13 protein-coding genes are annotated in these 13,993 nt (G+C 38.8%); 7 read left to right on the top strand and 6 right to left on the bottom strand.

Features of this window, described 5'->3' with window-relative positions; genetic code table 11:
- Positions 1-14 precede the first annotated feature (14 nt).
- The 4 genes from yidD to M0R21_05055 are packed head-to-tail and all read right to left on the bottom strand — an operon-like array spanning position 15 to position 2,381.
- The gene (yidD, locus tag M0R21_05070; protein MCK9617188.1) at positions 15-236 is read right to left on the bottom strand and encodes a membrane protein insertion efficiency factor YidD; all 222 of its coding nucleotides are present in this window, start codon (positions 234-236) and stop codon (positions 15-17) included.
- Positions 217-609 carry a ribonuclease P protein component gene (locus M0R21_05065; protein MCK9617187.1) on the bottom strand — a complete coding sequence of 131 codons (393 nt, stop codon included), beginning with the start codon at positions 607-609 and terminating at the stop codon, positions 217-219. Before M0R21_05065 ends, yidD begins: the two co-directional genes overlap by 20 nt.
- 55 nt (positions 610-664) lie before the next feature.
- Positions 665-1,420 (bottom strand): uroporphyrinogen-III synthase, encoded by a 756-nt coding sequence (locus M0R21_05060; GenBank protein ID MCK9617186.1) that lies wholly within the window; start codon positions 1,418-1,420, stop codon positions 665-667.
- A gap of 52 nt (positions 1,421-1,472) precedes the next feature.
- Entirely contained in the window at positions 1,473-2,381 is a 909-nt protein-coding gene (locus tag M0R21_05055; GenBank protein MCK9617185.1) for a DUF4271 domain-containing protein, read from the bottom strand.
- A gap of 172 nt (positions 2,382-2,553) precedes the next feature.
- On the opposite strand from M0R21_05055, the gene M0R21_05050 reads away from it, so the two are divergent.
- From M0R21_05050 to aroF, 4 genes are all read left to right on the top strand, one after another.
- Entirely contained in the window at positions 2,554-3,516 is a 963-nt protein-coding gene (locus tag M0R21_05050; protein ID MCK9617184.1) for a 3-hydroxyacyl-CoA dehydrogenase NAD-binding domain-containing protein, read from the top strand.
- A 24-nt stretch (positions 3,517-3,540) separates the two neighbouring features.
- Positions 3,541-4,752: an acetate kinase gene (locus tag M0R21_05045; GenBank protein MCK9617183.1), complete on the top strand. Its 1,212-nt coding sequence runs from the start codon at positions 3,541-3,543 to the stop codon at positions 4,750-4,752.
- Positions 4,753-5,045: 293 nt separating this feature from the next.
- The gene (locus M0R21_05040; protein ID MCK9617182.1) at positions 5,046-6,053 is read left to right on the top strand and encodes a CBS domain-containing protein; all 1,008 of its coding nucleotides are present in this window, start codon (positions 5,046-5,048) and stop codon (positions 6,051-6,053) included.
- 2 nt (positions 6,054-6,055) lie between these two features.
- Positions 6,056-7,051 (top strand): 3-deoxy-7-phosphoheptulonate synthase, encoded by a 996-nt coding sequence (gene aroF / locus M0R21_05035; protein MCK9617181.1) that lies wholly within the window; start codon positions 6,056-6,058, stop codon positions 7,049-7,051.
- A 621-nt stretch (positions 7,052-7,672) separates the two neighbouring features.
- Here the strand turns inward: aroF and M0R21_05030 are convergent.
- Both M0R21_05030 and M0R21_05025 read right to left on the bottom strand, forming a co-directional pair.
- The gene (locus M0R21_05030; protein MCK9617180.1) at positions 7,673-8,458 is read right to left on the bottom strand and encodes a DUF3800 domain-containing protein; all 786 of its coding nucleotides are present in this window, start codon (positions 8,456-8,458) and stop codon (positions 7,673-7,675) included.
- A gap of 17 nt (positions 8,459-8,475) precedes the next feature.
- Positions 8,476-11,352: an N-6 DNA methylase gene (locus M0R21_05025; GenBank protein ID MCK9617179.1), complete on the bottom strand. Its 2,877-nt coding sequence runs from the start codon at positions 11,350-11,352 to the stop codon at positions 8,476-8,478.
- Positions 11,353-11,613: 261 nt separating this feature from the next.
- Between M0R21_05025 and M0R21_05020 the strand changes: the two genes are divergently transcribed.
- From M0R21_05020 to M0R21_05010, 3 genes are all read left to right on the top strand, one after another.
- The gene (locus M0R21_05020) at positions 11,614-11,802 is read left to right on the top strand and encodes a hypothetical protein (GenBank protein ID MCK9617178.1); all 189 of its coding nucleotides are present in this window, start codon (positions 11,614-11,616) and stop codon (positions 11,800-11,802) included.
- A 618-nt stretch (positions 11,803-12,420) separates the two neighbouring features.
- Positions 12,421-12,642, top strand: a complete 222-nt coding sequence (locus M0R21_05015) for a hypothetical protein (GenBank protein MCK9617177.1) — start codon at positions 12,421-12,423, stop codon at positions 12,640-12,642.
- Positions 12,643-13,015: 373 nt separating this feature from the next.
- Complete coding sequence (locus tag M0R21_05010; protein MCK9617176.1) at positions 13,016-13,729, top strand: hypothetical protein; 714 nt, start codon at positions 13,016-13,018, stop codon at positions 13,727-13,729.
- Positions 13,730-13,993: the final 264 nt, after the last annotated feature.

The following is a 13,993-nucleotide window of genomic DNA, read 5'->3' as shown; positions in this document are numbered from 1 at the left end:
TAAATTTCAATATTTTAAGGTACAGGATCATAGCCGCTTCCTCCCCAGGGGTGGCATCGAAAAATTCTTTTCAGCGAAAGCCATCCTCCCCTAAAAGCTCCATGCTTTTTTATTGCTTCGGCGCTGTATGCCGAACATGAAGGGGTAAAACGGCAGGAAGGCATAAGGTATGGCGAAATAACCATTTGATATATCCGGATTATAAAAATAAACAGGTTACCCAGCAAGTTTTTCATATTCGCTGTATAAACGTTGTAAAATTAGCAAAATTGTATCTTCTGCCTGTGGATAACTGATGTTTTCCCTGCCTGTAAAAACAAGTGCAAAAACACATTGTTTATTTTTTTCTGTAAGAAATTGATAAAATGAGTGTTTATTTTTCCTATAAGCTTCTTTAATAAGACGTTTCATATGGTTCCGGTCAGTGGCATGTTTCATCCTTTTTTTGGGAATACTGATAAGAATTTGTGCAGGGATGGTGGTAATAAGAGTGTCCATTTGCCAGAATATCCTGAAATTTGCAACAGAAAAAGTGGCTCCGTGTGTAAACAGGTCTTCTGCAATTTTTTCATTGCATACTTTTTCTTTTTTAGTAAATGTACATTTCATGTCCTTAACAATGGTAAGGATTTTAGAATCCGGTAAATAAAAGTAAATACCAGAGTTACTTTTTATTTATTTTTTGTAAATATTCATCAATGGCAGAAGTGATGGACGGAGATGTTTTAGTGGGCGCACTGATATTTAGTGTAAGATTGGCATCAATAACAGCTTGTGTAGTTGTTGACCCCATGGCGGCAATAATGATGTTTCCCTGTTCAAAATCGGGAAAATTCAACCGTAACGACTGAATTCCGGTAGGACTGAAAAAAACAAGCATATCATATTGCTTCAGATCAATATTCGATAAGTCATTGGGTACGGTTTTGTACATTACAGCTTTGCAATAATCAAATTTTGCTTCATCAAGCAAAGCAGGAAGTGTATCTTTATGATTATCAGCACAAGGAAAGAGAAATTTTTCGGTTTTGTGCTTTTTCATAATATCAAGCAACGACATAATGTCCTCTTTACCAAAAAAGATTTTCCTTTTACGGAACTGGATATATTTTTGCAGATAATAGGCTACCGACTCATTGAAACAAAAATATTTCATTTCGTCTGGAATTTCAAGCCTTAGTTCTTTTGCAAGTCTGAAATAGTTATCCACCGCATTTTTACTGCTGAAAATTACTGCTGTGTATTCGAGAAGATAAATTTTTTCTTTCCGGAAATCACTTGAGCAAATTCCTTCTATCCTGAAAAACTTATTGAATTCAAATACAAGATTGTACTTTTTTGCGAGTTCACCATAGGGCGATTTTTCAAAATCTACCGGTTGGGGTTGCGATACAAGAATGTTTTTTATTTTCTGAGCCATTTTTTTTCTGTTGTTGTACAAAAAATGTTAGTTGTAATCATTTAGTAATATTCTAATTAGAATAAATCAACGCTATTTTAATCAGAACTAACGCAGGCAAAATTTCAAGGGTGCAAAGATATAAAAATAAATAAAGAATAGAAAACTTAGAATGGGATAAGCCAATGGAAAATCCGCGTAGAAATTTATATAGAAACCAAAATGCTACAAAAAATGCTACAAAATAATAAATATAAACTGTTTTTGTATAACAAATTAGCAGCATCAGGGGAGTTATCAGCATACCAAGTACCAAATAAAACAAAAATTCGGTAGTGAGATATTCGTGCGACTGGTTGTAATTTTTAAAAACATGTCCTATAAGCCGGATAAATAATAGTTTTAACCCAAAAAACCCAATAGTACCTGCTAAAATTTCTCCAAATAACACCAATCCTTCGTAGCGAATAAACGTAACGCCCGCAACACCAAAACCAGAATAAATAAATAAAGACACTGACGTAATAAAAATCAAGGAGAGAGAAATGGCAATGCGCTCATTAAACAGATCGCCCTCGCGAACCAACTGGTTCATTAGTCTGCGGGCAAAAAAAGCCTTAAAGATCATTGCAATCCGTTTCCTGTAAAACAAACGCCCCCAGGTAAAGAGCAATAAATTAAGCAGGAATATACCCCAAATCCAATCGGTATTTTCTTTTTGGATGTAATGCGGCGCTATCCGGAATACTGGCAGGGAGTGTGGATAGAGCAGGGACGTTGTCAGCATTAAAGAATCTTTTGGAGGCGTTTCGTACAAATGGGTATTGAGGGTCGAAAAATTAACGGAAACACTGTCGCTTTGCTGTTTTATCGAATCATAAAATGCAGAGGGCAAGTCCGGCGAAAATGGGACAAGCTGTATTACAGAACTATCATTGACTTCCGAGCTAAAATAAACGTAGGTGACACTGTCGGCTACCATCCGGTGGGTATTTAGTTTGCAAATTTATTACTAAAATACCGCCTAAATATATTCTTCGAAAAAAACTTCTTTTTTTTTAATGGCTGTGGTGAAATATGTTTTAATTTTGAACGTTCAGCTATTGAATAAAAAAACGGAACAAACTTTTATAAACAATTAAATATCAAATAAAATGCCAGAAGTATTAGAGGATTTCAGCTTGAGCAAATCTATACAGAATAAGGGGACACTTCAAAAAATAGGAGTGATAGGATGTGGAACCATGGGGGAAGAAATTACCCGGGTGGTAAGCCAGTCAGGAATAGACGTAATTTTTCTTGAAATCAATCAGGGGAAAGTGGAAGAAGCCTTAAAAAGCATCTCTTGCCATCTTGATAAAATGATAAACAAATGGGGACTTACTGCCAGTGAGAAAAAGCTCATCCTCAGCCGTATCAAGGGAACTACTTCATACTCCGACCTGAAAGACTGCGATATAGTAATTGAAACCATTGATTCCAAGAAAAAAGGGACCAGCATCGAAATCCGGAAAGAGATTTTCCAAAAACTGGAAGAAGAAGTAAAAGAAAATACCGTTATTACCTCAAACACTTCTACACTTACCATTTCCGACCTGGCTTCTGTACTCAAACATCCCGAAAGAGCCGTAGGGTTGCATTTTCTTGCCCCTGCTTCCAAGGTGAAAATTGTTGAAGTGGTAAAAGGAGTGCAAACTTGCGATGAAGCCTATGAAATGGTAAATAAATTTGCACGGATGATAGGGAAAAAGGTGATCAATATCAACGAATCTCCCGGTAATATCAGCACAAGACTCATCGTTACACTTATCAATGAAGCTTGCGAAATCCTGATGGAAGGAGTCGGCTCGGTGGAAGCCATTGATGAAACAATGAAATTAGGATTTGGTCTGCAATTCGGACCCCTCGAAATGGCAGATCGTATCGGGCTGGATAAACTGTTGAAATGGATGGACAACCTCTATGCCGAATTCGGTGAAAAACAGTTTAAAGCTTCCCCTATCATCAAACGTTTAGTACGTGCCAACCAGGTAGGACGCCGCGTAGGCAAGGGGTTTTATAATTACGAAGGCGGAAAAGCCATCGGACAAACCGTTACTTGCACAGAATTTAATTAATACCTTGACAAAAAATATATAACAATGAAAATTATAGTTTTAAATTGCGGAAGTTCATCCATTAAATACCAGCTTTTCGATATGCCTTCGCGGAAAGTGCTTGTAAAAGGTCTTGTTGATAAAGTCGGGCTGAAAGGGTCATCAATAAAACATAGCAGAAACGATGGTAAAGAAGTAAAACTCGAAGGAGAGATTCTCGACCATCAAACGGGCATTGAATATTTACTGGGAATTCTTACCAGCGAAAAATACGGATGCATAAAAAGCCTGAATGAAATTGATGCCGTAGGGCATCGCGTGGTTCATGCCGGCGAAAAATTTGGCGGCAGTGTTAATATTACTAATGCCGTTGTGGAAGCATTGGAAGAATGTATTGATTTGGCTCCTTTGCATAACCCTCCTAACCTGGAAGGAATTTATGCAATAACCAAACTCTTACCCCAGGTTCCCCAGGTAGGTGTTTTCGATACCGCTTTTCATCAAACCATGCCCGATTTCGTGTATTTATATGGAATTCCTTATTCACTCTATGAAAAATACAAAATCCGCCGCTACGGCTTCCATGGTTCAAGCCATAAATTCGTTTCAAAACGCGCCTGCGAATTTCTTAACCTCGACATAAACAAACAACGTATTATCACCTGCCATTTGGGTAATGGTGCCTCCATTGCTGCCATCCAGAATGGCAAATCGTTTGATACTTCCATGGGGATGACCCCTATAGAAGGACTGATAATGGGCACCCGCAGTGGCGATCTCGATATAGGTGCCCTGTTTCATATTATCAATAAAGAAGAGATAGATATTGCCACCGCGAATACTCTTATCAACAAACATAGCGGGATTCTTGGTATTTCAGGCGTTTCGAGTGATATGCGCGACGTGGAAGCCGCTGCCGGAGAAGGCAATGTAAGGGCTGAAATTGCACTGAAGATGTATCGTTATCGCATCCGCAAATACATTGGAGCCTATGCAGCTGCAATGAAGGGTGTGGATGTTGTTGTTTTTACCGGAGGTGTGGGCGAAAACGACTGGGTTACCCGTGCCGAAGTGCTGGATGGTCTCGATTTTATGGGAATTAAGGTTGACAAATCTATCAACAAGGAATTGCGTGGTGAAGACGCCCTCATTTCTCCACCCGATGCAAAGGTGAAAGTTGTAATTATCCCTACCAATGAAGAATTGGTTATTGCCCAGGATGCTTATGATATTGTAAATGGTAACTTTGTAAATTAGCCTTATTTTACAACCACTCCTGCTGCCCAAAACGGAAATACATCATTAAGCAAGGGGTGGTTTGCCTGTTATTTTCCATTGGTTGCATCCGGTTTTTCGGCAAACAAAACAATTTACGTACTTTTGTCCTTTTATTACATGCCCGCTATGCTCTGTTTCCGGGATGATCTATTCTTTATAAATGAAATGTCCATAAGGGCTATGCCTATACCAACCGAGAATGATATTTTATGGATATTCCCCTGGGCTATCGGGACAAGCTATGTAACCAATAAATTAACGATTAATAACAAATGAAAATATCTGCTTCTTTATACTCCGTTGCCCGCGAAAAACTGGTGGATTCGGTTAAGAAACTCGATAAGCTGAACATTGATTTTTTTCATATTGATAGCAACGACGACCTCAGTGTTTTTGACGATATCCGTAAAATAAGGAAAATAAGTGCTACACCCATTGACCTACACATCATTTCGCCCGAACCTGAAAAATACATCGAAGGGATAAAAGAACTTTCTGTTGAATCGGTTACCGTACAATATGAAAACCTTCTTCGTCCGTTTACGCCGGGTAATAATCATTATACAAACTGGGGTTTAGCAATCATGACACAAACTCCTATCAGTGTTTTTGAACATTACAAGGACGTTTTTTCACATATTTTACTTATGACTACTGTTCCGGGGAAAAGTGGTGGCAACTTCGACGAAAGAAATTTTGAAAAAATAAGGGCGTTCAAAGATAAATTTCCGGATAAATTAATCCACGTTGACGGAGGTGTGAATGAGGAAATTTCATTCATATTGCGAAACCTCGGAGTGTATTGTGCCGTTTCGGGTTCTTACCTGCTGAAATCGGAATACCTGAGTAAATCATTGCTGAAACTGAAGTCGGACAGAGACAGCATGCACTACAAGATAAGTTCATTCATGAAAAAAACCAACGAATTAGCCATTGTAAAGGAAAGCGAATTGGACTTACTTGAGGTATTGGTACGCATAAGCGAGGTGAAAATGGGCTTTTGTCTCGTCGTAAATGGAAATAACGAACTGAAAGGCTTAATCACCGACGGCGACCTCCGCAGGGCTCTCATCCGGCATTACAGCGATTTTAACGAACTGAAAAAGATAGATTTTATCAATCGTAACCCATTTTATATTTATGACAACGAAAATGTGAAAGATATGCTCGAAAAAGTAAGCCGGCAATCGCATAACGTAAATTTTGTGCCGGTAATAAACCATAACCATCAACTGATGGGCGCCGTTTCTTTCCACAACTTAATTAAAGGAGAATTATAAATATGATCATTCACGTTGCAAAAAACATCCCTGAAAGCTTACTAAAAGATTTTATTACCCATCACCAGGCTGTACACTACGAAAAACCCGAAACGTACGTGCTGATAACACCTTCGGCAACAAAAGAAACCGACAGAAGCATTGATAAATATATTACCAAACAGGTAATTACCGATACGGATATTCAACTTGCCGGAACAAAATACCTTGCTGAAAAACGTATTGTGAAAGTTGGCAATATCACGTTCGGTGCACCCGATTCCTGTGTGATGATGGCGGGTCCCTGTTCGGTGGAGTCGGAAAAACAGATGGAACAAACTGCAGAACTTTTACTTGAACTGGGGACAAAAGTGCTTCGCGCCGGAGCCTACAAACCTCGCACCTCTCCCTATTCATTCCAGGGATTAGGATTAGAAGGATTAAAACTGCTTGATAAAATGCGGCAGAAATACGGCTTCTACATTATTACCGAAGTAAGAGACTCAACCCATGCCGACGACGTGATAGCCTATGCCGACATCGTACAAATCGGTGCCAAATCAATGTACGACCACGGAATTTTGCGCAAATGCGGCAAAAGCAGTAAACCGGTATTGCTGAAACGCGGCTTCGGCACAACGTTACAGGAACTCGTCCAGATGGCTGAATTTATCTTAAGCGGTGGCAACGAAAACGTGATGCTTTGCGAACGAGGCATTCGCACCTTCGAAACCAAAACCCGCTTTACCCTCGACCTGTGCGGCGCAGCCTACCTGAAATACAATACAAATCTGCCTGTGATTTTAGACCCCTCGCATGCCATGGGGTATGCCTACGGTGTTCCCGATCTTGCCAAAGCCTGCCTTGCCATGAACGTAAGCGGATTGCTGATAGAAGTGCATCCCGACCCCAAAGTAGCCCTTAGCGATGCATCGCAACAGCTCAGCCACGAGCAGTTCCGCAAACTGTATGGCGAACTGAAAAGTATGTCGGAAGCTTTACATATTGCATTGGTGTAAAAACACGCATAAGGTTTTTATAATCTGGGCTGGTAGCTAGGATTTGGAGTTATGAAATACCGGAGCACGGTTATTCTTCCCATTGCAAAGAGGAAGATGTACTAAAAAAATAAAACCGTGAGTAAAATGATACGTTTCATAACGTATGAGTTTTGAGGATATAAAGTTACAAAAAAAATACAAATAAGGTGAATGGAAAATATTATTTTAAAAAATAAAAATTAACCTTGTATCCTTAACAGCGCCGGAGATAGTACCTCCGGTTTGACGGCAAGGGTTTTTCCCCTGCCGTTTCTTTTTTAAGTCTATACTGCTTGCCGCTCCTCACCCTTCAACCCTAACGCATTCCTCATCTACAAATTTTCCTTTGTCTGTAATCCATTCCGGCAAACCGGGGCTGTGCAAAATGATAAATTTTATTTTGAACCATAAGAACAAAAGATTTTATGTTAAACCAAATACTTTTTGGTTATTAACAGTGTTTCGTTAATAAATTTATTATTTCTATTGATGGAATCAATTTTTTTTGTACCTTTGTATCGAACTAGTAAAAATCCGAATGGATTGTAGCTGGTGGTTCTAAAAATTTATACAGAAACCGCTTCTTAAGGGCGGTTTCTGTCATTTTGGGTAATAGACAATTCCATATTCATTACTCTTACTTGCTTTAGTATTTAATTTTCCCCTGATTAAATCTAGTAATGTTATTTCGTTACCATAATCTAAAACATTAAGTATCCTTTTCCCCCATTGTAATTTAGGAACGCATAAGTTTTGTTTCACATACAAATTGATTATAAAAGAAAATAAATCTACCAACTGAATGAAAAACGATTCATTGGATGGTTTTGGTAAAGGGTCTTCTATCAAACATTTGATTTCTTTCCGGTAACTTCCTGAGCCATCACCAGTAGGTATATAATTTATCTTCTGTATAGAACGAGTAATATTACGCATGGCGCTTACTCTTCCTTCATCAGTTATAATCAGAAATTTTTCCTGTGTTTTGATTAAGTCGTTTTCTATCCTTTGTACGTTATATGTTAAAGCTTTCTTCAGCACATTATATTCCGGACGTTGTATTTTTTGTTTATCAATTGCTACGGAAATAATCTTTATATCTAATGAAGGAATAAACTGAAAAAAGCGGAATATTATTTCTTTGCGTATATTAGCAGTATATTTGCCATGATAAGGGTCTTTATCGGTAATAAATTCTTTTGCATGAAATTCTTCTTTTATCGGAAAACCATAATTAGCCTTTAATTCTTTACGGAATTCATAAATGCGGTAATAATTTTCTTTCCAATTGCTACTATGCATGTATAAGCTGGTAAGAATAAATAACTCGGACGAATACACGGGATATCCATCATCGCCTGTTTCGTCAAAATAAGCTATATACATGATTATTTATTTTAGTTTTACCCTTTAAACCTCACGCATTCCTCATCTACAAATTTTCCTTTGTCTGTAATCCATTCCGGCAAACCGGGGGATTGTACCTGTTCTCCGTTGGCTTCCCTGGTGGCAACTTCCAGGTTAAGGGTAAGCAATTGTTCCAGCATATCGTGTTGCGGATTGAACCCATAAGCTTCGGTTACGGCTTCGTCTAACATCCGGTGAAGGTCTTTGATGGGATTTTTGCCGGGCTTTTCCAGCAGGCGGTACAAGTCGCGAAGGCTCATGTTGTAATCCTTCAATGTCCGGCTACGTTCCTGATACAGATTACGTGCCGCCTCTGCCACTTTCTCCACCTGTTTTTCTGTGGGATGCTGGGGAAAAGGAAAAGTATCCCAAATAGAATTGGCAGTATATCTATATTGATTTCCAAGAGTAGAACATTTTTCATTATACCATTCCCAATGATGTTTTGATTGGATTATTCCAAAGCTAAAATAGTCGTCGTAAACAAATACCATTAAGGCATCATTTGGTCTTATTTCCGAATCAATAAAAGAAAATATTGGTCTTAATGTAACTCTTGAACACGAAATATACCGATTTAGTCTAGAAACAGACTGCAACATATCTTCTCTTCTGCGCCACATTTTCCACCAAATGCCTAATTGTGCCACTCTGCCATTTGGTTTGGTTATACCGGCTTCTTCATCCTTTGCTTTCTTTTCAACATCGGGTAAAACTTTTTCTTCAAGTATTTGGTAAAGTTTATGATATTTTGATGCTTCTATTTGGTTTTTATAAGTAAAATCAATCACAAACCTGCCAGGCTGGGAACCCGGGTTGGAAACTAATTCGTCGCCTATCAGAAAAGGCTTCAATATTTCAGCATATTCCGGATGCTGTTTCAGCAGTTGCAATGCTTCGGCTTTGCTGAGCAGGAATCCTTCGTGTCCGTGGGTTTGTCCCTGAAACACCCGTTTGGGAGTGCGATTACATTGCAGCACCCTGGCAGAAGAAACATCGGTTTTCAGGCTCAGGCTACTGTTGATACGGCTTTGCCTGAGACTTTGCAATGTGTCTTTTTCATCAAGGTAATATAACGTTTTTTCTCCTTCGTATTCTCCCTTTTTCCAGTTGACGATACTTACAAACACGGCGGCTTCGCCACTCCATTTTTCGCTGCTTACGGCATTAAAAATAGTTCCCCCGTTGTTAACTATGTAATCAAGGCTGCCTTCGCGGCTATAATTTTGGCGGATAGTATTGGTACCTACCAAACCGGCATAACATCCGGGTTTCAGATGCTGGTGTGCTTTGTAAAACCAATACACACAAAAGTCTGCCCTGCCCGGAACTCCGGGATAAGCTGCCCGCAAACGGTTAATATATTCTACTCCGAACTCCTGTTGCATTTTATTCTTGCTCTGGTAAGGAGGGTTGCCGATGATGACGTCAGCCTGTTGCCATTCTCTGGGACTGCCATCGGCATTGAGCAGGGCATCTTCGCAGATAATGTTTTGATCGAGATTATCCAAAGGCAGGGGTTTAAACTTTTGGTCATAGTCCTCCCTGTTTTCTGCCCACGAAAGTTCTTTGGCTATCATCAGGGTAACTTTGGCAAGCTCCACAGCAAGGGGTTTTATATCTATACCGTAAAATTGCCGTGTATTTACATAAGGGTATTCACGCAGGAAGTCCGCCAGCCGCTGGCCGTCGCCTTTGTTAACAGAGTGTTTTCTGACAAGAAAAAGAAGCTTGCGTTCTATCAGTTTCATTTCCTTAAAGGCAACAAACAGGAAATTACCACTTCCGCAGGCAGCATCCAAAATTTTAAAATCAACAAGTTCGTTAAGTAAAATATAATAATCGTCAAGTGATTGTGCCTGATCAATCTTTCTTGTCCAAGGCTGCACAATTACCGGGTCAACAATTTTTTTAATATCCAACTCATGGGTATAATGCGCACCCAGCTTATGTCGTTCGGTATCATTAAGGGCTTTTTCAAAAATGGATCCGAAGATAGCTGGATTTACTTTATGCCAGTTTTTAGAAGCAGCAGCGCTTACCAGTCCTATTTCATTTGGCGTTAATTCGATGGAATAAATGTTCTCGAACAGCCCTCCGTTAAAATATTCGACTCCTTTATATCTGCCGCTGGCAGTAACACCCGAGATATTCATTTCGCGGAATAACCCGCTGATTAAATCATACGATTTTTCAACTGGATTAAGACCATCATTAATTTCATTCTGCAACTCCTGCAAAATGCGTGAAAAAATATTGGATGGTAAAAGGTTTACATCCTCAGCAAAAAGGGTAAGGATTAGTTGCAGGCAATAGCGTAAAGCATCTTCCTGATTATACCGTTTTCTAAGCGTTTTAAATACATCGGTCAATAAATAAGCTACATTTTCCGTAACGTCGTCCTTATTTTTTCCGAAAAGAGGAGTAGCCGGTTTTGGAAGCATGAAAGCAAAAGCATCTTTCATGTCGGGTAGTTTGGAAAGGGGCACTATTTCCAGTGGATCGTAAATCTGGCGATTGAGGTCGTAAATCCAGAATTCATCGAAGTTGCACAAAATAACGTATTGTGGACGGTTTGGAACAAGCTGTGTCCAGTAAGTAAAAGCCTGCTGGTAATGCAAATCAAGCTTTTCGTCCCGTTTTTTCATTTCAATCAGTACAATGGGTTTCCATACTAAATCGGCAAAACTGGTACTGCCTTTTTTCCCATCTTTAATCCTAAATTCGCAATCGGCTCCTGCGCCTTTTAATCCTTCGGAATAACCCAATGCCGTAAAAAAATGATCTAAAAAAATCTGGGCTTCGCCCTTTTCATCGCCCTTTATATACGTTTGGCAATAGTCCACAAAACTAAGTAGGGAAGTATCGGGCATGTTTTATTAAAAAAATTTTATTCAAAAATATAAATTGTAAAGTATTTTCATATAAAAAATTTAACAAATTAACTAAAATCATAAAAATACATTTGTAAAAAAATCTCAATTGCGAAGTTGCGCCCTTCGCACATCCGGTTTTACAACCGTTGTTTGTAACTTCATTCAGGTTTATTCTCATAGTTTTTATAAATGATGATTCGTTTTCCAGTCTAAAATTATAAAACAATTACTTATGAAGAAAAATATTGATAAATCTTTATGATACGTTATTTTTTCAACAAGGCAGGCTTTGCGGTTCTCTGCGCAATTCTTTCCGTTCTCTGCGGTAAAAAAATTAAACCGCAAAGAATCGCTGAGTTTTTAGCAAAGAGGCGCAAAGAATTCGTAATTGAATCTCGTTTTAAACTCTGCCAGGAACTTCGTACTCTGGCAGGTTTAGCCCCGTAATTCGTAATTTTTTTCGTCATTTTGATAAAAAAATTAAACCGCAAAGAATCGCTGAGTTTTTAGCAAAGAAGCGCAAAGAATTCGTAATTGAATCTCGTTTTAAACTCTACCAGTTCCGATTTTATCGGAATCTGGCAGGTTTAGCCCCGTAATTCGTAATTTTTTTGTCATTTTGATAAAATAATTAAACCGCAAAGAATCGCTGAGTTCTACGCAAAGAAGCGCAAAGAATTCGTAATTGAATCTCGTTTTAAACTCTGCCAGGAACTTCGTACTCTGGCAGGTTTAGCCCCGTAATTCGTAATTTTTTTTGTCATTTTGATAAAAAAATTAAACCGCAAAGAATCGCTGAGTTTTTAGCAAAGAATCGCAAAGAATTCGTAATTGAATCTCGTTTTAAACTCTGCCAGTTCCGATTTTATCGGAATCTGGCAGGTTTAGCCCCGTAATTCGTAATTTTTAATTCGTAATTTTAAAAAATAGTTCAGCTTGCCGGAAGCTTCAGTTTGCTCATTAAAATTTTTTTACGAATTTTAAAAAATACTTGCGTTGTATCTTGTTTGCTTCATTTTTTGTACTTTTACATTCGGATTTGCTTTTAATGTACAGAGAAGCCTCTTGGCTGTGGTAAGAGGCAGGGAGATGCCCCACCGGGGAAAAGCTGCCAGGCTTTGCCCCAAAGGCACAAAAGTTCTTTGTTACGTTGAAAAATTTACGCCTATAGAAACAATGCAAAATCCAGTCATGGCAGGATTATTCCTCCTAAATGCAGTTCTTCCATTTACCGAAAAATGTTGCCACCCTCTTGATGATGCTTTTATGGCTATAGATGATATTTAGCAGGCTATAGATGATGCCGGTCATACTCTCGATGATACCAGCCAGGTTATAGGCGATGCCGATCAGGTTATAGACGGTACGGATCAAGCTCCCAACGATGCAGGTCGGCATATAGACGATGCCAGTTACATCCCCGATGATGCCAGCCAGATTATAGATGATGCCGATCAGGCTATAGACGACACTGATCAGCCTCTATATGGTGATTTACAGTAAAAAAGGACAAAGGACAAATAGAAATTAAAAAGTTTAAAGTGAAAAATAGTTGAGCGATTTGCCTGCACCGGTTTATAGGTAACCGGATATTGATTATGTAAATGTTTTATAAATGGTTGTAATATAATTCATTTAGTATTAATTAAAATTTTCAGTAATGACAAATTCAGATGAAGTCAAAAGGGATTATAACAAACCCGATGACAAAGTAATTGAACAAGGCGACCTTATGAATGCCGCCTTTGATGAAAGGAGGGATGCTTTTGTAAAAAAATATCCCGACCTTGATGGACCCTTCAATACCGACTGGCGCAACGACATTGAGGTTGCCCGCTCGTTTACCTCCGATGCTGACAATGTAAGCCTTACTGCCCTTGCTACGCAACAGTTAACAACAGAAATGACCAATGGAAGAAATATTCTTCAGGATGTTTTTATTTATGTTGAACATGCTTTTCCGGGCAATGCAGCTATGTTGAATCTGTTTGGTAAGAAAGATTACCTTAAAATGCGCAACTCGCAAACCCTCCTGCCCCAATTGCTCGATAGGGCATTCACCAGTTACAAAAATCCCGACTACAAACCTTTATTGGTAAACAAAGGACTTACTGAAACCGAGGCTGCAAAAATTAATACTTCAGCTCAGGCGATTATCCGGCTTAACAAAAAGCAGGAACTACTTAAAAAAGCCCGAGGCTTGTCGAAACGGGATAGAATTATTGTCCTTAACCGTATATGGGCAAAGATGAGTTATGTGAGCGAATGCGCCAAGTCAATTTACAGAGACGACGCCGAAACGCGTAAACTTTTTAACCTTTATAAAGCCGGTGAAGAAAAGCCCAAACCTCCCGAAACAGGAACTCAACCCTAACGGGTAAGCAAAATTTTTAAGCTGATTTCAGGATAAAACAGGTATTTGGTTTGCCTGATAATAACCCGTCAGGGTTTTCATATCCATGGAAAGAATTTTTATTTTTCAAAAACCCTCAAGGTTTTAAAAACCTTGAGGGTTTTCCATGTTTTTTGTAAACCTTTTTCAGCAAGCAACAAAAGCAATCCGGAACTCCTCTCCCCCAAAACATCACAATTAGCACATTGACTAATTAACAAATTAGCTAATTAAAATCAGGGCATC

This window comes from Lentimicrobiaceae bacterium (genome assembly GCA_023227965.1).
Classification (GTDB): Bacteria; Bacteroidota; Bacteroidia; order Bacteroidales; family JALOCA01; genus JALOCA01.
Note: the sequence above shows the minus strand (reverse complement) of the source record. Positions and strands in the feature narration are given on the sequence as shown.